The organism is Streptomyces sp. YIM 121038 (assembly GCF_006088715.1).
GTDB lineage: Bacteria > Actinomycetota > Actinomycetes > Streptomycetales > Streptomycetaceae > Streptomyces.
This window is the reverse complement of sequence record NZ_CP030772.1, coordinates 771,559-791,609: the sequence shown is the minus strand read 5'-3', so window position 1 is coordinate 791,609 and position 20,051 is coordinate 771,559. Positions and strand designations below refer to the sequence as shown.

Annotated in this window: 19 protein-coding genes and 4 pseudogenes; 14 read left to right on the top strand and 9 right to left on the bottom strand. The window is 68.4% G+C overall.

Going from position 1 to position 20,051, the window contains the following annotated elements:
- The first annotated feature begins 90 nt into the window (after window positions 1–90).
- Complete coding sequence (locus C9F11_RS46310; RefSeq protein ID WP_346347491.1) at window positions 91–741, top strand: DDE-type integrase/transposase/recombinase; 651 nt, start codon at window positions 91–93, stop codon at window positions 739–741.
- Here C9F11_RS46310 and C9F11_RS46305 read toward each other — a convergent pair.
- The 5 genes from C9F11_RS46305 to C9F11_RS46295 all read right to left on the bottom strand — a co-directional run bounded on the left by C9F11_RS46305 (window position 660) and on the right by C9F11_RS46295 (window position 3,900).
- Complete coding sequence (locus C9F11_RS46305; RefSeq protein WP_249402386.1) at window positions 660–2,504, bottom strand: recombinase family protein; 1,845 nt, start codon at window positions 2,502–2,504, stop codon at window positions 660–662. The two genes, C9F11_RS46310 and C9F11_RS46305, sit on opposite strands and share 82 nt — an antisense overlap.
- Window positions 2,505–2,516: 12 nt before the next feature.
- Window positions 2,517–2,687 (bottom strand): hypothetical protein, encoded by a 171-nt coding sequence (locus C9F11_RS49520; RefSeq protein ID WP_249402348.1) that lies wholly within the window; start codon window positions 2,685–2,687, stop codon window positions 2,517–2,519.
- A gap of 24 nt (window positions 2,688–2,711) precedes the next feature.
- Window positions 2,712–2,876, bottom strand: coding sequence for a hypothetical protein (locus C9F11_RS47995; protein ID WP_171076213.1), 165 nt, complete (start codon window positions 2,874–2,876; stop codon window positions 2,712–2,714).
- 70 nt (window positions 2,877–2,946) lie between these two features.
- A complete protein-coding gene (locus C9F11_RS46300) occupies window positions 2,947–3,456 on the bottom strand; it encodes a helix-turn-helix domain-containing protein (RefSeq protein ID WP_249402349.1) in 510 nt (169 codons plus the stop codon).
- Between the two features lie 180 nt (window positions 3,457–3,636).
- Complete coding sequence (locus C9F11_RS46295) at window positions 3,637–3,900, bottom strand: DUF5372 family protein (RefSeq protein ID WP_249402350.1); 264 nt, start codon at window positions 3,898–3,900, stop codon at window positions 3,637–3,639.
- Window positions 3,901–3,971: 71 nt separating this feature from the next.
- Between C9F11_RS46295 and C9F11_RS46290 the strand changes: the two genes are divergently transcribed.
- From C9F11_RS46290 to C9F11_RS46280, 3 genes are read left to right on the top strand one after another with little or no spacing between them, the layout of a single operon-like run.
- Complete coding sequence (locus C9F11_RS46290; RefSeq protein WP_346347490.1) at window positions 3,972–4,835, top strand: Mu transposase C-terminal domain-containing protein; 864 nt, start codon at window positions 3,972–3,974, stop codon at window positions 4,833–4,835.
- Entirely contained in the window at window positions 4,832–5,854 is a 1,023-nt protein-coding gene (locus C9F11_RS46285; RefSeq protein WP_249402385.1) for a TniB family NTP-binding protein, read from the top strand. The genes C9F11_RS46290 and C9F11_RS46285 overlap by 4 nt, the downstream gene beginning before the upstream one ends.
- 9 nt (window positions 5,855–5,863) lie before the next feature.
- Complete coding sequence (locus C9F11_RS46280; RefSeq protein WP_138968557.1) at window positions 5,864–7,105, top strand: TniQ family protein; 1,242 nt, start codon at window positions 5,864–5,866, stop codon at window positions 7,103–7,105.
- Window positions 7,106–7,175: 70 nt separating this feature from the next.
- Here C9F11_RS46280 and C9F11_RS46275 read toward each other — a convergent pair whose 3' ends face one another.
- On the bottom strand, window positions 7,176–8,528 hold the full coding sequence (locus C9F11_RS46275; protein WP_249402384.1) for a helix-turn-helix transcriptional regulator: 1,353 nt from the start codon (window positions 8,526–8,528) through the stop codon (window positions 7,176–7,178).
- A gap of 275 nt (window positions 8,529–8,803) precedes the next feature.
- Between C9F11_RS46275 and C9F11_RS49515 the strand changes: the two are divergent.
- The 5 genes and pseudogenes from C9F11_RS49515 to C9F11_RS46255 all read left to right on the top strand — a co-directional run.
- Window positions 8,804–9,183: pseudogene (locus C9F11_RS49515) on the top strand (1-deoxy-D-xylulose-5-phosphate synthase N-terminal domain-containing protein); the annotation flags it as partial.
- Window positions 9,102–9,752, top strand: a complete 651-nt coding sequence (locus C9F11_RS47990) for a terpene synthase family protein (protein ID WP_269078184.1) — start codon at window positions 9,102–9,104, stop codon at window positions 9,750–9,752. The pseudogene C9F11_RS49515 and the gene C9F11_RS47990, both read left to right, overlap by 82 nt.
- Window positions 9,728–11,116, top strand: a complete 1,389-nt coding sequence (locus C9F11_RS46265) for a cytochrome P450 (RefSeq protein WP_171076240.1) — start codon at window positions 9,728–9,730, stop codon at window positions 11,114–11,116. Before C9F11_RS47990 ends, C9F11_RS46265 begins: the two co-directional genes overlap by 25 nt.
- A pseudogene (locus C9F11_RS46260) lies at window positions 11,110–11,475 on the top strand (hypothetical protein); the annotation flags it as partial. The gene C9F11_RS46265 and the pseudogene C9F11_RS46260, both read left to right, overlap by 7 nt.
- 68 nt (window positions 11,476–11,543) lie before the next feature.
- A complete protein-coding gene (locus C9F11_RS46255; RefSeq protein WP_138968553.1) occupies window positions 11,544–12,587 on the top strand; it encodes a terpene synthase family protein in 1,044 nt (347 codons plus the stop codon).
- 153 nt (window positions 12,588–12,740) lie between these two features.
- On the opposite strand, the pseudogene C9F11_RS46250 reads toward C9F11_RS46255, so the two are convergent.
- Window positions 12,741–13,366, bottom strand: a pseudogene (locus tag C9F11_RS46250) (transposase family protein); the annotation flags it as partial.
- A 37-nt stretch (window positions 13,367–13,403) separates the two neighbouring features.
- On the opposite strand from C9F11_RS46250, the pseudogene C9F11_RS46245 reads away from it, so the two are divergent.
- The 5 genes and pseudogenes from C9F11_RS46245 to C9F11_RS46230 form a co-directional block, all read left to right on the top strand.
- Window positions 13,404–13,900: pseudogene (locus tag C9F11_RS46245) on the top strand (transposase); the annotation flags it as partial.
- A gap of 52 nt (window positions 13,901–13,952) precedes the next feature.
- Window positions 13,953–14,249: a transposase gene (locus tag C9F11_RS46240; protein ID WP_138968121.1), complete on the top strand. Its 297-nt coding sequence runs from the start codon at window positions 13,953–13,955 to the stop codon at window positions 14,247–14,249.
- Between the two features lie 17 nt (window positions 14,250–14,266).
- Entirely contained in the window at window positions 14,267–15,046 is a 780-nt protein-coding gene (locus C9F11_RS46235; protein WP_249402382.1) for an IS3 family transposase, read from the top strand.
- Complete coding sequence (locus tag C9F11_RS49510; RefSeq protein ID WP_249402381.1) at window positions 14,932–15,489, top strand: integrase core domain-containing protein; 558 nt, start codon at window positions 14,932–14,934, stop codon at window positions 15,487–15,489. Before C9F11_RS46235 ends, C9F11_RS49510 begins: the two co-directional genes overlap by 115 nt.
- Window positions 15,490–15,630: 141 nt before the next feature.
- Complete coding sequence (locus C9F11_RS46230; protein ID WP_138968551.1) at window positions 15,631–16,320, top strand: SDR family oxidoreductase; 690 nt, start codon at window positions 15,631–15,633, stop codon at window positions 16,318–16,320.
- On the opposite strand, the gene C9F11_RS46225 is transcribed toward C9F11_RS46230, so the two are convergent.
- Complete coding sequence (locus C9F11_RS46225) at window positions 16,265–18,085, bottom strand: ABC transporter ATP-binding protein (RefSeq protein WP_249402380.1); 1,821 nt, start codon at window positions 18,083–18,085, stop codon at window positions 16,265–16,267. The two genes, C9F11_RS46230 and C9F11_RS46225, sit on opposite strands and share 56 nt — an antisense overlap.
- Window positions 18,086–18,262: 177 nt before the next feature.
- On the bottom strand, window positions 18,263–20,050 hold the full coding sequence (locus C9F11_RS46220; protein ID WP_138968547.1) for an ABC transporter ATP-binding protein: 1,788 nt from the start codon (window positions 20,048–20,050) through the stop codon (window positions 18,263–18,265).
- Window position 20,051: the final 1 nt, after the last annotated feature.

Below are 20,051 nucleotides of genomic sequence, written 5' to 3'. Positions count from 1 at the left end.
GTCGAGCGGCTCGCGAACATGGCCGTGCACCCACCGGGACCGAGAGGTCACAACCCTACCGAAGAGGGCTGCAGAAGGGATGGTCTCCTAATGAGCGAGGACGACTGGAAGAAACTGATCAAGAGCTGGTTCCCGGAGCTCGCCGACCGGCGGCTGCGACAGATCACCTGGCCGGACATCGACGCCCACCGCGACTACATCAAGAACCTGCTGGGGACGGTCAGCGTCTCCACGATCCACCAACGCTTGCGGGACGAGCACAAGCTGCAGGCTTCGCTGTCGTCCTTCCGCCGCTGGGTGCACGCCACGCTGCCGGACGAGGTGAACGCTTCGCAGGTCACCGTCCTGCGCGATGACGTCGAACCGGGCTCGGAGGCTCAGACCGACTACGGCTTCCTGGGCCAGTGGGTTGATCCGCGCACCGGTCAGCGGCGCCGGATCTGGGTGTTCGTGATGGTGCTGCCCACCTCGCGGCACATGTTCATCCGCCCAGTCCTGACCCTGCACCAGCACGCGTGGACCGAGGCCCACGTCGCCGCCTTCCGCTACTTCGGCAGTGTCCCGCGCCGGCTGGTGCCGGACAACCTGCGCACCGGTGTCGACAAGCCCGACCTCTACGACCCCAAAATCAACAAGGCGTATGCCGAACTCGCCAGCCACTACGGCGCCCTGGTGGATCCGGCCCGGGCGGCGAAGCCGAAGGACAAACCTCGTGCTTCATACTGCGTCTCTTCCGGTTGATTCGATGGGTGTTGGGGTCTTCGGTGGTCGGCCGACGCGAGGTCGCTGGAGGCCGGGCGGGGCAGGTAGTAGAAGTACTCGCCTTTGTCGTTGGCGACGCGGCCGGTCAGCAGACCGCGGTTGCGCCAGTTCTGGACGGTGCTCAGACAGACTCCGAGCCGGCGGGCGATCTCGCGCAGGCTGGCCATGCCCTGGTCGGCGAGCCGCTGCGGGTGGCTGCGCAGGCCGTAGGCCCGGCGGATGTTCTGGACCATCCGGGGTTGAAGGGGTTGTCCGGTGCCGCTGACGTGGCCCTTGGCGGTAAGGATCGCGGCGATCTGGCCGTCGGTGTGCTCGTCCAGGAGCTGGTCGACGGCGGCGACGACGCCGGGAGGTGTCTGGCGGATCTGCCAGGAGGTGAGGGGGGCCGGCATGGTCAGGGTGTGGGCCTGGCCGCCGCGGAGCCGGACGTGTGCGGTGATCTGCTCGTCATCGCGGACCAGAGTGTCATCGAGTGGTGAGCCGCCTGTGGCTTTGGCCTGTTCGTAGGCGTCGGTGGCGTCGTTCAGCTCGCGCAAGGCGGTGTTCCAGTCGGCCTCCAGGCTCTGGGCGACGAGGCGGTTGTCCGGGTCGACGGCGAGGTAACGGCGGCGGGCGAGGTCGGCCTGGTAGCGGGCGCGGTCGACGCCGGCCTGACGCAGCCGGTCGGCTTCGGCGGCCCGGATGGTGAGTTCTTCAGCGACCGCGAGGGCGGCCTCGATCGCCAGCGGGGTGAGGGCTTCGACCAGGAGGCGTCCCACTGCGGCATCGACGCCGGCGCCGGGGATGCGCTGGCAGATCGAGCCGCCGTATTCGATGCCTTGGGCCTGGCAGTTGTATTCAGGTTCGAGGCCGTGTTTGCGCTGGTGGTAGCGGACGGTCATGCGGTTGCCGCAGATCCCGCAGACCACCGCGCCCTGCAGCAGGGCTGGGCCTTCCCGGGGCGGGCCGGCTTCGCGTTCCTGCCCGTGGGCGGTGCAGTTCGCGGTCAGTTTGGCCTGGTTGGCCCCGTACTTCTCGAAGCTGATGTATCCGACGTGGGCATCGGGGAACAGCGCGAACCACTCGTCACGGGGCAGGAGTTGTGATCCCATCTTGCCGCTCGCGCCCAGTCTGTGGCCGTGGCGGCCATAGACGAAGGCACCCGCATAGCGGGGGTTGTGCAAGATCTGCAGCACCCGCGAGTGCGCGATCGGCGCCCAGACCACGGTGCCTTTATTGGGGCCGGAGGCCAGGCGGCGGGGCAGTTTCAACCCGTCGTGGTTGAAGGACTTGACCACGCCGGTGGCCGAGCCGGTGGTGTCGAACCGCTCGAAGACCAGGGTGATGGCCTTCACGATGGCGGCATCCGGGTCGAGGACGACTTTGTTGGACAGGTCATAGACCAGCCCGATCGGCAGGGGGCTGATCAGCTCCCCGCGCCGGGCCTTGGACAGCTGCCCGCCGCGAAGACGGCCCTTGAGCAGGTGCAACTCGGCCTCGGACATGGTCCCTTTGAGGCCGAGCAACAAACGATCATTGAAGTCGCAGGGGTCATAGAGGCCGTCCTCGTCCAGGATCAGAGTGCCGGCCATGGCGCACAGTTCGAGGAGCCGATGCCAGTCGGTATTGTTCCGCGCGAGCCGGGACACCTCCAGCCCGAGCACGATCCCGGCATGCCCCATGCCGACCTCGGTGACCAGCCGCTGGAAGCCTTCCCGATCCGCCGCCGAAGCCCCGGACTGGCCCTGATCGGTGTCGATCACGATGATCCGGTCCTACGGCCAGCCGAGAGCGACGGCCCGTCCCCTGAGGGCGTACTGCCGCACCGCTGACTCGGTGTTGTTGAGGACCTGCTTGAGCGAACTCTGGCGGACGTACAGGTACGCGTCCCGCGCGAGATGCCCGGCGGTCACTTTGAGCGCGGGGCCGAACAGCACGTCAGTCATCGCTAACTCCGGCGAAAAGGCAGGTCAGGGAGCATGCGCCAGCACCATGGACGCCCAGATGCGGACGACCTCCGGCTCCAGACCACAGACCGCATCCGGCGTCGTGGGCGGCACGGGTGCCCGCGGAACGCGAGGTGACAGGGCCGCGGCGACCGTGAGGAACGCGACCATGCCCTTGTCCACGAGCACGGCCAGCCCGCGGCGATGACCCGCACGCCGTCCGGCTGCCTGGCGCAGCAACTCGTACTCGCCGGCCAGGTCAACAGACCCGGTAGCAGAGCCCGGTCCAGGACCGGGCTCTGGTATCCCCGTCCTCCTGAGCCTCCCGTCGGCGGGCCAGAGCCCGCTCGATCGACCGGGGGTGGACGGTGAACCCGAACTCGGCCTCGACTCGCACCGCCAGAGCCCTGGCACCGGGCACCGGGGCGTCGCGGGTCCACTCCTCGACACGGGTCATGACCGCCTCGGTCAGCTTGCGCGGCCCCTTCGGACCGGGCTTGCCCGGCACCAGTGCCATCGGGCCGCCGGCATCGAGCGCGGCAGCGATCTCGTAGAACGTCTGGCGGCAGTAGCCGAACGCGCGGGCCGCCTCGGCGACCGACACCTTGTCGACCCTCACTCGGCGCACCATCTCGTACTTGACCTGCACCACATCGCGTGGATCGCAGAACGGCGAGGCCAGAAACTCCGCGTCGGTCACCAACTCCGGGCACGGGTTCAGCGACCTGGACGCCGCCAGCGCCGTCACCTTGGGATCCGCTGCTGCCACCACCGTGCCACCTCCCAGTCCGGACTCCTGTCGGCACAATCCCGCCGCCCCACCACCTGGCCAAGCCCTTCAGCACGGCGCATAGGAGCGAAAGCAGCAGGTGCAGCGCGCGCCCGCATGCTCCCCCGACCAGGACGTACGCTATTCCGGCGGGCGGGAGCGGCATCAATCGCCTGACGCTCACGGCGTCAACCCACCGACACCACCAGCGCGGAGCGCATCCACCAGGTCCCCCACCGCCAGCAGATCCACGAGCCGCAACGGGCAACGTCCCGCCGCGATCACCACGACCGGGTCCACCAGGTCGATGTCCGTCCACGCCGCAGGCAGGGACATCACCACCCCGTCCTCGCCTCGGACCGCGACCCGGTCCGCGTCCCAGGCCACACGACGGTCAACGAAAGCGAACTCGCGCCCGAACAACGGATGGAACGGGTGCGTCACCCTCACAACTCCGGGCCGACCGTTCGCATCGGGTGCAGTCGACGACTCGGGACAAGCCCCACATCGAGCGCATGCTGGGCTCCGTCGGAACCCTGTTCGCTCAGTTCGTGGCCGGTTACACCGGCTTCAACGCCGAACGCCGCGGTCGGCACGTCGAACAGCAGCCGCTCTGGTCGTTGCTGGAACTGCAGGAACTCCTGGACGAGTGGATCGTGGTCTGGCAGAGCCAGCCCCACGACGGACTGCGCGACCCCCTTCACCCCGGGCGGATGTTCAGCCCGAACGAGAAGTACGCCGCCCTCGTCGAGACGGCTGGCTATGTCCCGGTCGCGCTGTCGGCTGATGACTACATCGAACTGCTGCCCGCGACCTGGCGGGCGATCAACGCCTACGGCGTGAAGATCAAACACCGGACCTACGACGACCAGGCCCTCAACCCGCTTCGGCAACAGCGGTCGGGCGCCAAGGACCGCAAGGATCTATGGGAGATCCACTACGACCCTTACGACGTGTCCCGCATCTGGGTCCGTGACCATTGGAAGGGCGGCTGGATCACCCTGTTCTGGAAGCAACTGCACCGCGTCGCCGCCCCGTTCGGCGAACTGGCCTGGGACCATACCCGCCGCACCTTGCCCGGAGCGAGTGAGGAGCAACTCGCCGATGCCGTCGCCGACCTGCTGCAACGGGCCCATCGGGGACCCGCTGACAGCGGTGACACAGGCGGCAGAGTCCGACTCAGCCGCCGGGACCGTCGTGTCGCCGCCCGCACCAAGTCCAGCCCGCCATCCACTCCAATCGCGCCCGAGGCGCCCCCTGCCGACCGCCTTGCCGACGGCGAAGAGGGCCAGGCCGACGACGCTCCCAAGGAGAACATCGCCAAGGTGATACCGATGCCGATCTTCGATCCGTTCACCGAGGCGGACAAGCGGTGGTGAGACAGGAGCCGGGGCAGGGTGGGGATTCCGCAGATGGGTACGGGCATCTGCAGCTGACCACCCTGCCGGGCTGGCGCGGGTTCGTCACCGAGATACCCGCAGTGCCCCAGCTGCTGCCCGAGGCGATCTGGTCGGGTCTCGCGGACGACAAACGAGCCTGCTACGACGACGACCGCATCGACCACCACTCACGATTGCTGGTGGTCCAGACTCCCACGATCCGCCAGGTCATCACCTCGGGCCGCCGCCTGATCCAGATGAACAAGAACGCCCACTACGGACGATGCGGCCTGATGGTGTCCGGCCCCGCCAGAACTGGCAAGACCACCGCGCTCACCCAACTCGGCAAGACCGTCGAGGTGATCCACCGACGGCGTCACCCGAACTCCTCCAGCGACATCCCGGTCATCTACATCACCGTCCCACCCGCCGCCACCCCCAAGATGATCGCGATGGAGTTCGCCCGGTTCTTCGACCTGCCGATCTCCACCAGGAGCAACATCACCGACATCGCCGACGCGGTCTGCGGCGTCAGCACGGACGCCCACGTGACCCTAGTCGCGGTCGACGAACTCCACAACCTCAACACCGCCACACGCGCCGGCGCCGAAGCCTCCGACACCCTGAAGTACTTCTCTGAACGCATCCCGGCCACTTTTGTCTACGCCGGAATCAGCCTCGAACCCACCGGCCTGCTCTCCGGCGCCCGCGGAGAACAGATCGCTGGCCGGTTCGGCATGGTCCGCACCGGACCGTTCGGCCAGGACCAGCAGTGGACCGCGCTGATCGCAGCTCTGGAGGACAGTCTGAGGCTCCACAGCCACCGGTCCGGTGCCCTCACCCGACTCGACCGATATCTGCACCAGCGCACTCACGGGATGATCGGGAGCCTGCTCTGGCTGGTTCGCGGCGCTGCCATCAACGCGGTCCTGGACGGCACTGAGAAGATCACCAAGAAGGCTCTCGACGCCGTTGACGCCGACTTCACTTCCCAGTCCCCACGGCCACCTGCCACGTGATCAACACTCATGCTGCCCCGAGAACGAGCCGAGAAGATCCTCACCCTGCATACGGCCGGATGGCCGGGGCAGGCCATCGCCGACCACATCGGCCACAGTCATCAAACCGTCCGCGACTACATCAACGGCCGCAGAACGCCAGGGCTCCGGGCCCCACGGCCAAGTCTGCTCACCGAACCCCTCGCCAGCTACTGCCGTCAGCGGCTCACCGAGGATCCGCACCTGCGGACCAGTGTCCTGTTCAAAGAAGTCGCCGACCTCGGCTTCCAGGGAAGCCAGAGAACCTTCTACCGCGAGCTGATCCGCCGACGCCGCCTGCTGGTCCTGGCCGACTGCCGGGAAACCAACTTGCAGGAGGAAAGCCCTCAGATCCCATCCGGGACGTCCCGCACACTCGCCCGCAGGCGCGAGCGGACGCCGGTGCTGCCACAGCGAGTTGCGCCAATCGCGGGGGAAACCCTCAGCTCCTACCTGGCCCGGATCTCCCAGGCCAATCACCTCACCGTCAGCGAGGTATTGGCAGTACTGCCCACCTGGTTCTCCACGAAGACCAACAACCTCGACGACCGAGCCCAGCACCACATGCTCGCCCCCGCAGCCACTCACGCCCTGCACGAACTCGCTCACCTCACCAGCACGACTCCCGTCGGCCTGGCTCACGCACTCCCCGCCTTCGGCACCGGCGAAAGCCCCGTCCGGGCCACAACCGCCTGCCACCGGTGCACTGCCAGTCTCGGCCTCCGGGAGCCCATTCCCGTCCACCTCCCGATTCACCACAAGGTCTGCACACGGCACGGAATCTGGCTCAGCGATCTCGGAGAACCTCATCTCGACCTCTCCATATGCCCCGAGATCACCACCGCCCAACACGGGGCGAGCCGCCTCCTCCGCCGCTTCACACCCCAGCAACTCACCCTCGCCCACCAAACCGCGGTCGAAGCCGTCCCGCCCTGGCCGGCCTCCCCGGCCGCCGTCCCGAACCACTGGAGATACCGGCTCCTCGCACTGCAAGCCCACAATCACCAACGCGGCATCCCGACCGACCTCGACGCCTACGCACACGCCGCGATCTACCCCGACGCCATCGAACTCGCGGCAGCAGCACTCGCCAAGCATCCTCACGATCCAGCAAGATCCACTGGCGAAAACTCTCCGCACCTCCGAACGGCGGCACCCGCGGTTCACGGCCACTTCGCCACTCAAGATTCCTCGTCGCAGGTCAGAGCGACCGCGTCAGGGAGGACTCGGTGACACAGGACATCAGGTGTCCCCTCTGTTCGGGTATCCACCTAATTCGTTACACGCCCCTGTGGTGACTCGTTCAGCGCAGAGTGAGGGCAGAGTCGAGGAGGTGGCCGGTGGGCCGGTGCCGTTGGTGGGGGGTGAGGAGTTGCCGCATGGTGTGCAGGTGGCGGGTGGCTCGTAGGGAGCTGAGGTGGGGGTAGGCGTCGAGGAAGTGTGTCCAGTGGGTCAGGGCGGCATCGAGGTGGCCCTGGGCGAGGAGGGTTTCGCCGAGGCGGGCTTGGGTGAGGGCGCGGGCGTGGCGTTCTGTGGGGGTGCGCAGGCGCAGTGAGGCGGTGTAGGCGCCGATCGAGCCGCGTGTGTCACCGAGGATGTTCAGGGTCTGGGCGCGCTGGTAGTGCAGGGCCGCGAGGGGGTAGGCGGTGAACGGGCCGAGGACGGTGTCGGCTTTCTCGTACAGCTGCTCGGCCCGGTTGAGTGCCAGCAGCGCGGCGCGCCGGTTGTGGTGGGCGGCGGCGGTGGCGAGCTGGGCGTGGGTGTAGGCGCGGACCGGGGGCGGGGCGCCGCGGGCCGTGTCGACGGCGTGCTGGGACAGGTGCAGCACGGCGGGGGTGTGGTGGCCGAGGTCACTGGCGTGGGCGGCCATGGTCCGCAGTGTGATCGCGAGGGCGGTGGCATCGTCGGCGTCGGTGGCCATGCGGGCGGCGGTGTGGTGGTAATGCTGGGCGAGGGCGTCGTGGCCGTCGTCGGCGGTCATGGTGCCCAGCAGGAGGGTCAGACGAGCCGCTGCGGCGAGGAGGTGGCGGTGTACCGGCTCCGGGGCCGGGGCGTTGAGCCAGCCGTTCACGGGGTGGGCGAGGTAGCCGGCCAGCGCGGTGCGCACCGCGCCGCCGCCGAAGGCTTCGGCCGCGTCGGCGAAGTGGCGGGCCATCGTGTCCATCTGCTGGGCTCGGGCGGGTAAGGGCGCTGGCGTCGGTGCCCGGTGGGCGGCTGCCGGGCTGGAGGCGTGCGGCCCGGCCGGGGCTGGGAGGGCGAGGGAGGTGAGGCTGTAGACGTCGGCGGCCAGCAGGCGGCGCCGGGCCGGGTCGAGGTCGGCGCGCAGCAGGGCAAAGAGTGTGTGCACAGGGGCAGCCTCCCAGGACCGGCCCCCTCGCGGAATGTCATCCGGGACCGTCTTCGACAGGCCCGCCTCGGCAGGGGTGAGGGGGCGGCCCAAGCGCCGGGCGAGTGCCTCCAGCAGGAACACGTCGACCGGAGGGCGCGGGCGCACCCCCGACAGCCAGCGCGAGACGGACGACTGATGGCACGCCAATTGCTGTCCGTGCTCGGCGGCCACTCGCCGTATCTCCGCAGCCAGCTGGGCCTCGCTCAGCCCGCCCTCTTCCACCAGATGCCGCAGCAGCCCATTCGGCTTGTGGTCCACCACGTCCATCTCCGCTCCCTCCTCGCGAACTCGGCCCGCGCCCGCGCCGCACCATTCGTTCACAAGGGCACAAAACTGCATGCGGTGCATGGCATGCACAGCTGTGGCCCCCTGGTCCGGCCGGGCGTGGAGCAGTCAACTGTTCGATACCCCGATGTCCGGGAGTGTGAAGCCCGGTGCCGGGGGCTGTGCGTGTCCCAAGGAGCCCGGACCCCACTGAAAGACACACAGATGACTGCCGACCGATCCGTCCCCCCGCCCGAGCGCCGGTCCTGCCGGCAGGGGTGGACGAGGTGCGCGCCGTGCCCAGGGACGCGTTGCTGGTGCTGGTCGGACGGATCCGCCGGTTCCTCATCGAGACGGTGTGCTCCACGAGCGGGCATCTGGGCCCGAACCTGGGCATGGTCGAGATCACCCGTGCGTTGCACCGGGTGTTCGACTCCCCGCGCGATGCGCTGGTCTTCGACACCGGTCACCAGGCGTATGTGCACAAGCTGCTCACCGGCCGGGCACGGAGTTCCCCACCCTGGGCCAGGCGGGTGGCCTGTCCGGGTATCCGTCGCGGGCGGAGTCGGTGCACGGCTGGGTGGAGAACTCCCACGCCTCCACCGCGCTCGCGTACGCCGACGGCCGGGCCAAGGCCGGCCAGCTGGCCGGCGAGCGGGAACCTGGGATGCCGGGATCGCCGCCGTCCTGCCCGGGATGCTCGACGAGGCGCACTGGCGGGATACCTACCGGCGCAGCGGCCCACGCGGCCTGCCAGGCCTGGAGCGGTACCTGTGTTCGGCCCGGCACACCCTCGGCGGACCGTCGGCCATGCACACCGCACTGGTCACCCTTGCCGACCACAGCACCCCCGAGCACCTGACCCATCTTCTGCGCTGCGAGCAGCACGCCTCCCTGGCCCTGCGTCGGGCCAATGACCTGCGCAGCTGCCGCAGGGAACTCGGCGAGGGCACCGTCAATCCGGTACTGCGTCACCAGCAGGCCCGCCTCCTATGCGGAGCCCCCCTCGAAGCGGCGCTCTCCTTCGCCCGTGCGGCGGTGTGGCGCCGGGTGGAGGAGCACCTGGCGCAGTGCCGGCGGCTGGGGCGTCAGCGGGTGACCGAAACAGGCTGGCCGGAGGCGGCCCTGGCCGGGATGACCGAGCGCAGTGTGCGGTTCTACCGCGCCCAGGACTTCCTACCGCACGAAGGAGACACCCCGCCATGGATGAGAAGAAGACCTTGCTAACCGCTCACGGGTCCAACGGGGCGGGACCGGTGACCACGACGCACCCGATTCCCCGTCCCTGGCCGGCCGTCGGACACCTGCCGTACCTGGCAGCCGACAACCTGGGATTCTTCCGTACCGTGTGCCAGGGCAGCACCGCCCCCCTGGTGCCCATCCGGATGGGCACTGTCCTAGCCTATGTGGTCACTAGCCGCACCCTGGCCCAGGATCTGCTGGCGAAGTCCTATGCCCTCTTCGACAGCCCGGCCCTGCACCCGGCGGCCCGTCACATGCTCGGAGTGAGCCTGCCCATGATCACGGGCGAGGAGCACCAGGACCGGCGCCACCTGATGCAGGGGCATTTCACCGTTCGGCAGATCCGCCAGGGATGCCTGGAGAGCGTTCGCACCTCGGTCAGGGACGAGCTCGGCACCTGGCCGACCGGCCGGGTGATGGACCTGCAGCCCTCTCTGTCGCGCCTGTCCTTCTTCGTCACCACGAAAGCCCTGGCGCGCCTGGACTTCTCCCCCCACCAGGCACAGGACTTCCGCTCCTGGACCTCCACAGCGCTGCACATGGTGATGTGCGAGGCCATGCTGCCGCCGGCTGCCTCCTCGGGCCGGATGCCCACCCCCATCAGGGCGCGCAGCCGCTGGGCGGTGAGCCGGATGCAGCGCATGGTGGAGGGGCTCCTTGCCCCCTACCTGGCCGGGGCCAAGACCCCGGTGCCGGGGAGCACCATGGAGACGATGCTCACCCTGCGCGGCTCTATGGGGGAAAGGAAGGCGGCGGAGGCCATCCGGGACGACTATCTCGCGATGATCGTCGCGGGCTACGACACCACCAGCGGCGCCTTGGGCTGGTTCTGCCATGAAGTCAGCAGGCGCCCCGACATCCAGGACCGGCTGCACCGCAACGAGGACGGCACCTATCTGGGCCAGGTGATCACCGAGGCCCTGCGGTTCCACCCTCCCGCCTCCCTCGTCACCCGGTTCTCCGACGAGCCAATGCGCCTGGAGGGCTTCGACATCCCCGCCCAGACCCCGCTCATCATGTCCATCAACGCCTTTCACCACGACCCGGAGATCTTCGAGCGGCCGGACGTCTTCGACCCGGACCGGTGGGCAGAGGGAAAGGGGAAAGAGGAGCGGCAGATGCTGCTGCCGTTCGGTGTGGGGCCGCGCAGGTGCATCGGCGAGCACTTCGCCTATCTGGCGATGCGTGAAATCCTGGGCGCCATCACCCGGCGGTGGGTGCTGGTCCCGGCGGGCCGCCGCCCCGTACGGCGGACCCGGCTGCGCGCCGTCGTGCAGCCCCGGCATCTGCCGATGGTCCTTGCCGAACACCGCTGCCCGGAGGCGCTGTCCGCACCCGGATCGCCATGAAAGGAAGACTCCCACAGTTCATCTCCCCGCCCAGCAACGACATCTGCCACGCCACCCAGAACCGACAGCTCGCGGTCAAGCAGATGGCCGACGCATGCGACCTGATGATCGTGGTCGGCTCGGCGAATTCATCCGTAGGAGAGATCGATGAGGTGTAGCTCAAAGATATGGCCACAGTCGGCGTCACCTCCGGCACCTCCGTCCCAGACGTCCTCGTCAACCACGTCCTGAAACAGCTCGTCCAGCACGGCTACACCGACGTCGAGACCGTCACCGCCGCCGAAGACCACCAGCGCTTCGCCCTGCTACGGAACCTGGCCGGACCCCGCGCGCCTGCACAACCAGCATGGATCCACTGACGGCTCACACCACAACTCACCTACCACACCAACAACTTAACCCCGCAGTCAGAGAAGGCGGTGCCGTCATGAGTAGCACTCCCGCAACCAGCCAGAAGCAGGAGATCGTCCTGGCCTACCCAGATGAGTGGAACTACCCACTCGACAAGAGGCAGTTGTCGCCCGAGGTAGACCGTGAAGTGGGTACCTGGATGGACCACCTCGGATTGGTCTCATCGGACCTCGATCGGGAAACCTACTCGGCCATCATGGGGGCGAGTAAGTTCGCCCTCTACTGCTATCCCTCCGCTGACGTCGACCGACAGACTGTGATCGGCAAGATGTTGGCCGTGTGGACAAGGCACGATGACCAAATTGAAGGACATGGCATCAGCGACTGGGAAGCCGACGTTCTAGGTCGGGCGGCCAGCGGCGACCTCCCCGAGCCCTCGTTCGACAACAGGTACCTGCACGGATGGTGGGAAGTCGGCCAAGCGTTTCGTGCGGCAGCAATGAGCCCGCACTGGCGCCAGCGCCTCGGCACACACGTCACCGCCTGGTACCGCGGGACCAACGGAGAGGCTGCCCTGGCCAGTCGCTGCGATCCTCCCCCGACTCTCGACGAGTACCTGCCTGTCAGGCGCGGAATCACCGGCCAGACCATCTGGCTCCACCTCGCCCAATACGGCACCGACCGCGAACTCCCCGAACACGCCTACGGCACCGAAGTCGAGGAGTTCCACTACCTCGCCGAACACTTCGCCGCCCTCTACAACGACATCTTCACCGTCGGCAAAGACGCGAAGAGCAACTTCCCCAATGCTGTCTCCATCCTCGCCCGTGAACAGGAAATCTCCTGGACTCAAGCTGCCCTCCACCTCGCCGACCTCCACGCCTCCACCGTCGCCCGTTGGTCCGCCCTCGAACAGACCCTGCTCAGCACTGAACCCTCCCTGGCCTGGTGGGTCCAGACCGCCCGCAACAATGTCGCCGGCGAGACCCTCGCCCTCTACCGTGCCACCCGCTACTTCTCCCCACCGACCGCGCCGGACGGGAGTCCCTTCCCGTACTACCCCAGCCTCCGCCTGGGTGCCCGCACCGTTGATCCGCGCCCGGGGGAGGGATATGTCTAACCTCACGCTCTCGCTTGGGGATGGCTGCCTGTGGGTCGAAAACGCGAAAGTACCTTCCTGACCTGGGGCGATGAACCTTGCTGAGGGATTCGGTCGGTCCAGGCGGAGGGCACTTTCTACGGGGTGCGTTGCTTCTTGAGCGAACCTCTTTGATCCTGGGTACGTGCAGGTCAGGAGTGTGTGGACGGCTTGGACGATGGTGTTGATGCGGCGGGTGGAGTATCTGGCCTGTCGGAGCAGTCGCCAGGTCTTCAGCTGGGTGAAGGCGCCTTCCCCAGGAGCCCGCAGCCGGGCGTGCTCGCGGTTGAATTGCTGGTAGTGCTCGGGTTGTTCACGGATTCCCTTGGAGGGGGTGCGGACGGTGGCGCCGGCTCCTTGGTAGGCGCGGTCGGCGAGGATGAGGATCTGCCGGGTGAGGCAGGCCTGGACGATGCTGTGGGCGCGGGCCGTGGTCAGGTCATGCGTGCGGCCGGGGGTGGCCCTGGAGAACCACAGGGGTGTGCCGTCCGGGCGGGCGATGACCTGCACGTTCATGCCGTGCTGCTTGTGCTTCATCGAGTAGTACGGCTTGTCCGCGGCGATGCGGTCGGTGGGGATCAGGGTGCCGTCAACGATGACGAAGTCGCCCTCGCCCAGCCCGGTCAGGGCCTCGTGCAGGCCCGGCGCCCAGGCGGCCAGGCGGCCAGGACGTCGAGAGTCTCGTCGACGTAGCGCCAGGCGGTTGCCTCGGACACTCCGAATCCGGCGCCGACCTGCTGGCAGGTCGCATTCTTGCGTAAGAGATCATCTCATTTGGGGTGCCGGTAGTCTGTCTGGGTGTTGATGGTTGAGTGGTTGGTGCCGGACGGGTTGTGGGAGTTGTTTCAGCGGGTGGTGCCGGAGGCGCCGTCGCGTCCGCAGGGCGGTGGGCGGCGTCGGTACGGGGGCCGTGAGGTGCTGGCGGCGATCCTCTTCGTGGCGACGGCGGGATGCGCGTGGTCGCAGGTCCCGGCGGTGTTCGGGCCGTCCGGGGCAACGGCGCACCGCCGGTTCATGGAGCGGGGCCGGCTGCGGGTGTGGGCGAAGCTGCACCGGCTGGTGCTGGATGGCCTCGGCGCCCGTGGCGAGCTGGACTGGTCGCGGTGCGCGATCGACTCGGTGAACATGCGCGCCCTGGAAAAGGGGACCTGAGGGGTCCGAATCCGTTGGACCGGGGCAAGTACGGCTCGAAGATCCACTTGATCACCGAGCGGACCGGCCTGCCCCTTCCGGCCGGTATCTCGGGCGCGAACCTCCATGACAGCCAGGCACTCGAACCGCTCGTCCGAGGCATCCTGGGTCTCCCCTCGTACTGTGGAGTCGTGACCATAGGGGTAGTTGAGGGTCATGGCGGAGAAGCGACGGAAGTACGATGCCGAGTTTCGTGAGGGTGCGGTCCGCATCGTGCTGGAGACCGGGAAATCGTCTGCGCAGGTCGCGTGGGACCTGGGGGTGCACGAGGGCACGCTCCAGACCTGGGTCCACCGTGCGAAGACCCGTGCGGACGCGGAGGCCGTGGGCGGACTGAACGAGTCCGAACGCGAGGAACTGCGTCGGCTGCGCGAGGAGAACAAGCAGCTGCGCAGGGAGAACACCGAGATCGGGATGGAGCGCGATGTCCTCAAGCGCTCCGTGGTCCTCTGAGTGAAGGAGGCGATGAAGTGACGGTTGCGGGCTTCATCGCCGGCCAGCGGGCCGAGCACCATGTCCCGCACACCGTGTCCTGCCGGGCGCTGGAAGTGTCCGAGTCCTGGTTCTACAAGTGGCGCCGCCGCCCCGAACAGCCGACGAAACGCGAGGTCAGACGGGCCGCTCTGGCAGAGCGGATCATCCACTTCTTCAACGCGTCGGGGCGGACGTACGGGTCGCCGAGGATCACGCTGGACCTGTGGGCCGAGGGCTGGCAGGTCTCGCCCAACACCGTCGCCCAGATCATGGCCGGGCTCGGGCTCCAGGGCCGCAAGCCCCCGCGCCGGCGCCGGAACCTGACCCGTCAGGGCAAGCGGAAAGCCGCCCGTGACCTGGTACTTCGACGCTTCGACGCGATCGCGCCGGACGTGTTGTGGTGGGGCGATATGACCGAGGCCGAAACCGGTGAGGGCAAGCTCTACCTCGCGTCCGTGCACGATGCGTTCTCACGCCGGGTCCTGGGCTACGCGATGGGCCCCAGGCATGATGCGTCCCTGGTCGGCGCGTCACTGCAGATGGCCGCCGCGACCCGCGGCGGCGCCGTGGACGGCGTGATCTTCCACAGCGACAGGGGCCCGGAATATACGAGTGAGGCGTACACAACAGCCTCTGCGACCGGCTGGGCGTGGTGCAGTCCATGGGGCGGGTGGGGTCGGCCCTGGACAACGCGGCCGCGGAATCGTTCCACTCGTCGATCAAGGCCGAGTACATCCACCGGCACCGCTTCGCCACCCGCGCCGAGGCCCGGCTGAAGATCGCCACGTGGATCGCAGACTTCTTCAACCGCGCCGCAGGCACAGCGCGGCCGACGGACTGCCGCCGATCGAGTTCGAACACACCATCAACCAACAGCGTGCTGAGGCCCGTTCACGGACTCAAACCGCATAGACGAAGACTCCACGATCCCAGGGGATTGCCAGCCATCGCAGCTTCCCGTACCCGGGAGACCACCTACCTCGGCGCCCGCTACCACCGGCTCATGCCCCGACCCGGCAAGAAGAAGGCCCTCGTCACCCTGGGACACTCTCTCCTGACCGCGATCTGGCACATGCTCACCCACGACGCCGCTTACCAAGATCTCGGCGGGGACTACTACGCGAAGTACGGCCCCGAACGCCATGCGCCGCATCGCCCGCCAGGCCAACCACCTCGGCTTCGCCGTCCGCTTGACCCCATCGAGACCGCATCACCGTGACCGCACTCCACCGATCACCCCACTGCCCTGGGGCCATCCTTCTTCTTCGGGTTAGCCCCGAAACCAGTAGTGGCTCATTCCGGTGCCGAACTTGTCTTCCAGGCAGGAGGAAGAAAAAGAATATTGGGTAAGTACCATGCTATGGGAGTCTTTATGATCACAGGTAGTGGTTCTGGTATCGGAGCAGCTCTGGCGAATCATTTCGCAGCGCGGGGGCACGAGTTGTGGCTCTTGGCTCGGAACGAGTCCCGAGCCAAGACGCTATGGGCGCAGTTCCCGCAGAGCCGGATCCTGGTAGCGGACCTGGCCGTTCCTGGTGCGTTGCGCGGCTCGCTGACGGCGGAGGTACTGCCCCAGCGGCTGGACTTACTTCTGCATGCGGCCGGTGTGGCCGAGTCGGGGCGGATCGTTGACGTAGGTGCGGAGGTCTGGGAGCACACGCTTGCGGTCAACCTGATCGCTCCGGCGGAGCTCACCCGGCTCCTGCTGCCCGCGCTCCGGGCGGCCCGCGGGCAGGTCGTCTTTATGAACTCGGGCGCGGGCGTGAATGCGCCGCCACGTCTGGGTGCCTACGCGGCGTCCAAGTTTGGTCTGAAGGCGCTGGCCGAGACCTTGCGAGCGGAGGAACACGAGTACGGAGTCAGGGTCACAACCGTCTATCCGGGCGAGACCGACACGCCGATGCAAGTCCGATTGCACGAACAGTTCGGGCTGCCGTACGAGTCAGAGACACATATGAGCCCAGCCTCCGTGGCTGCCGCCGTCGGCATGGCACTCAGTCTGCCGAGGGACGCGACGGTGAGCGATCTGATGTTGCGTCCGGGGTACTGACCCGGTCCGCGCTGGCGTAGCGTTCATCTGCACTGTCTCCGATGTCGCCGGTTCCGTCCTTGCCGGTTCCGACGGCACCGGTGTTCCAGATACCCACCAGGTCTGCGTAGAGGGGGACGTCCACCAGGAGGGTGTCATGCGTGCCAATCCATGCCCGTTGTCCGTCCAGGAGGAGCACCTTGTCCGCGCGGCGGGCCAGCGAGATCCGGTGAGTGATGGCGACGACGGTGCCGGGCCGCCGTCGGAACGCCTCCTCGACCCGCTGTTCAGCCTCGGCGTCGAGGTGCCGCGTCGCCTCATCCAGGATGACAAGGGCGGCGAAGGAGAGGTGGACCCGCGCCAGCGCGATGAGCTGTCGCTCGCCCGAGGACAGTGCGGAAGGGTCCACCCGGCCGTCGAGTCCGCCCAGCCGTTGTGCGACCGGGCCCATGCCCAATTCCGCGACAGTGAAGTCGACGGCGTCGTCCCGGGTGCCGGGAGCGAGCTGGCAGAGGTTTTCCCGCAATGTCCCGGCGAAAACGTACGGGTTCTGCGGGAGCAGCGCCCGCGCCCGGCACAGGTCGTCCCGCGCAATGCGGCCCAAAGGCACGCCTCCGAGGGTGATCCGCCCTTTGTCGGGCACGAGAACTCCGGCCAGGATGTCGGCCGTCGTGGACTTCCCCACACCGGATGGGCCGACCACGGCCAACTGCTCCCCGTGGGCGAGTTCGAGTTCGAGTCCATCGAGGATTGGTGCGGCGTCCGGGCCGTAGGCGAAGGTGACGCCCGACATGAGGACCGATCCGTCGGCCGGCTTGAGCGGGAGAGATGGAGCTTTGGGGATCTCAGGAGTGCGGGCTGCTCCGGCGAGCCGTTGGGCCGCCACGGACAGCCGGAGCCAGGAGGCGCCAACCCCTTGGATCAGCAGCCGGACGGCGGGTTCGAGGGTGGTCAGCACATAGCTGAGTACGCCGACCACGTCTCCCGGGGTCATGCCGCGGTCCAGGAGCCTCGGCGCGGCGAGTACGACCAACAGCAGTGGGCTGTGCGCTCCGAGCCCCACGATTAGCCGGCGCACTGCCGCGACGGCGGCCAGCTTCCGGGAGACCAGCAGGTGTTCCCGTACGGCCTGGAGCATTTTGAGTTCTGCCCGGTCGTGGGTGCCGGTGGCTACGATGTCGCGCAGCGCTCTGACGGTCTCCACGGCCTGCTGTGCCAGTGTCTCCTCTGCCTGGAACGCCCTGTGCTGCCAACGGACTGTCACCGGTGCCAGCACGGCGAACGCGCCGAGCGCGATCAGCAGCGGCACCGCGACGAGGGGCATGGCGGCTGGGGCGATGACGGCGGTGCCCACGACGACGGCCGCCGCCGTCAGCACGAACTGCCAGACCAGCATGAGCTGTCCGGCAAGAGTATCCCGTACCACCTCTACCTGTCGGGTGAGCTGGGCGACGACGACGGCGTTGATATCGTTGCGCCGCACGCCCCCCGCCTCTGCCCGGCGCAGCGTGCCGCGGACGACGTCGCCGAGGAGCCTGTCCCGCAGTGGCTCCACGATCTCGGCGAGTGAGGGGTAGGTCTGTCGGCTTGCCCAGGATCCGGCCAGGGCGCACAGGGCGAAGAGAACCAGGTACAGCGCTGCTGTTCGGGGGCGGTGGGGCAGGAAGCCATCGTCGACGGCGAGGGCGAGGGCCTTTCCGGAGACGAGGGCGGGGGCAGCCGACACCAGCGTCCACCAGGCCAGCCGAAACGCTGCGCTACGGCTGTGGGAGAGACTGCTGCCCACCAGGTGCAGTGCTGCGGCGCCAGTCACGCGCGGGGGCGAGGCCGCCGAGTTCGGGTCCGGCTCCGGGCGTGTGTCTGGACCAGAGCCACCTACCGGGTACGGGCGGGAGGCGTCGGCAGTGCGCTGGGCCATGCGTGGCTGTCCTTTCGTCCGTGTTCCGTATCCGGTCGTACAAACTCAGCCCTCGGTGCCCCCTGGCTCTGCGGGATCCCCCATGCCCGTGAAGATGAGGCGGTAAGCTGGTATGCGCCATAGCTCCCGGTGGGGGGCCAGGGCCCGGATGCGCCCCTCGTCCAGCCATGCGACCGTGTCCGCGCGAGCCGCCGTGTACGTCCGCTGGGTCACGACCAGCCGCGTGCGGTCTCCGTGGGAGAGGCCCATCGCGTTCAGGACAGAGGCCTCGGTGGCGGTGTCGAGACTGGACATGGCATCGTCGAGGACGAGCAGCCGACAGTCGCGGGCCAAGGCCCGTGCGAGTCCTAGCCGTTGCCATTGCCCCCCAGACAGAGGTACGTCGGTCAGGGGGGTCTCGTAACCGGCGGGCAGCCGTCGGATGAATAGGTCTGCCTGTGCTGTGCGCGCGGCGCGGCGGGCTTCGGCCGCGGAGACCGGCTGCGCGGCGGCCGTGATGGCGTCGAGGACGGTGGCCCCGGTCAGCTCGGGATCCGCGAATGCGCAGGAGACTGCGGTCCGTAGTTCGGAGGGACGGATCTCGTTCACCGGCACTCCGTCCAGCAGGACAAGGCCCTGTTCCGGGACCAGCAGTCCGCTGGCGACCGCGGCAAATAGAGATCTGCCCGACCCGGAACTCCCCACCAACGCGGTGCAGGTCCCGGCAGGGAGGATGAGGTCCAGCCCGTCGAGGACGGCCCGTCCGGACCGCCGTACGGTGACCCCGCGTATCTCCACGCGTCCGAGCCCCGGCTGCAGGCCGCACAGCCCCGCGGGCGCCAGGGGAGAGCCAAGGACCTCCGACACCCGGGCCTGCCCCGCCCGTGCGCGGGCGAGGTCCAGGAGACTCTGCGCCGCGCCGAAACCGCCGAGCCCGAGCACCGTGTAGCCAAGCGCGGCAATTACCTCGCCCGTGCTGAGCGTTCCAGTGGACAATTGGTGTCCGGCGACGGTGAGCACGGTGATCTGGATGGCGGGGGCGAGCAGGCCGGTGGACCAGGCGACGCGGCGCTGGCAGTCCCACAACGCGCGTCCGTGCCGGGAGAGTTCGGGAACCGGCCGCAGTACGCGTTCGATCTCCTGCTCGACGGTTCCAGCGGCTGCGATGGTGCGGCTGCCCGCCAGGGCGTCGAGCAGCCGGGCGGTCACGTCGGCCTGCACGCTCTGGTAGCCCTTGCCGCGCCGTACCGTGCACTGCAGATGCCTGCGCAGCAGGAGCCAGCCAACTGGTGTAGTGACCAGGAAGGCCACGGCCAGTTCGGGGGCGAGCAGCCCGAGGGCCACCACGGCTGCGGCCGCCATGACGAGTTGGGTGACCGCGTAGACCATCGCCTGGCTGGCCAGGCCCGCCTCTGCGGCGCCGACGGTGAGCCGGGTCACCAGGTCGCCGGTCGACGTACGCCGTACAGGGTGGGGACCTCCGGCCATGGTGTGCCGCACCAGGGCGGCGCGCAGCTGGGCCGTCGTCTCGGCCGTGGTGCGTGGTCCCGCGTACTGCGCGGCGGCCTCCGCTGCCGTGAGCAGGCCGACGACTGCGGTGAGGGGAACGACCCCCGCAGTGCCGCCGCCCGACAGGGCTCGGTCCACGGCCCGGGCAATGGTGGCGGGCAGAAGCAGCGCGGCCAGCGCGCTGGCCGCCACGGACAGGGCGAGAGCGGTGGGCCACCACAGTCGGACTGCGGTGGCAATCCAGCCGTGCCGCGCGGGCGTTCCTGTCGCCCGCGCGGTGGAGAAAGAACCGGTGTGTTCGTTGCCCCCGCCCCTCAGTGGCTGTTCTGGGTAGTCCTGTCCCATG

What these genes read in the sequence shown, in the direction of transcription:
- C9F11_RS46310 (WP_346347491.1), top strand. Translation starts at nt 91, where the DNA reads ATGAGCGAGGACGACTGGAAGAAACTGATCAAGAGCTGGTTCCCGGAG.
- C9F11_RS49520 (WP_249402348.1), bottom strand. Translation starts at nt 2,687, where the DNA reads ATGACTGACGTGCTGTTCGGCCCCGCGCTCAAAGTGACCGCCGGGCAT.
- C9F11_RS46290 (WP_346347490.1), top strand. Translation starts at nt 3,972, where the DNA reads ATGCTGGGCTCCGTCGGAACCCTGTTCGCTCAGTTCGTGGCCGGTTAC.
- C9F11_RS46280 (WP_138968557.1), top strand. Translation starts at nt 5,864, where the DNA reads ATGCTGCCCCGAGAACGAGCCGAGAAGATCCTCACCCTGCATACGGCC.
- C9F11_RS46275 (WP_249402384.1), bottom strand. Translation starts at nt 8,528, where the DNA reads ATGGACGTGGTGGACCACAAGCCGAATGGGCTGCTGCGGCATCTGGTG.
- C9F11_RS46265 (WP_171076240.1), top strand. Translation starts at nt 9,728, where the DNA reads ATGGATGAGAAGAAGACCTTGCTAACCGCTCACGGGTCCAACGGGGCG.
- C9F11_RS46255 (WP_138968553.1), top strand. Translation starts at nt 11,544, where the DNA reads ATGAGTAGCACTCCCGCAACCAGCCAGAAGCAGGAGATCGTCCTGGCC.
- C9F11_RS46240 (WP_138968121.1), top strand. Translation starts at nt 13,953, where the DNA reads ATGGCGGAGAAGCGACGGAAGTACGATGCCGAGTTTCGTGAGGGTGCG.
- C9F11_RS49510 (WP_249402381.1), top strand. Translation starts at nt 14,932, where the DNA reads ATGGGGCGGGTGGGGTCGGCCCTGGACAACGCGGCCGCGGAATCGTTC.
- C9F11_RS46230 (WP_138968551.1), top strand. Translation starts at nt 15,631, where the DNA reads ATGGGAGTCTTTATGATCACAGGTAGTGGTTCTGGTATCGGAGCAGCT.
- C9F11_RS46220 (WP_138968547.1), bottom strand. Translation starts at nt 20,050, where the DNA reads ATGGGACAGGACTACCCAGAACAGCCACTGAGGGGCGGGGGCAACGAA.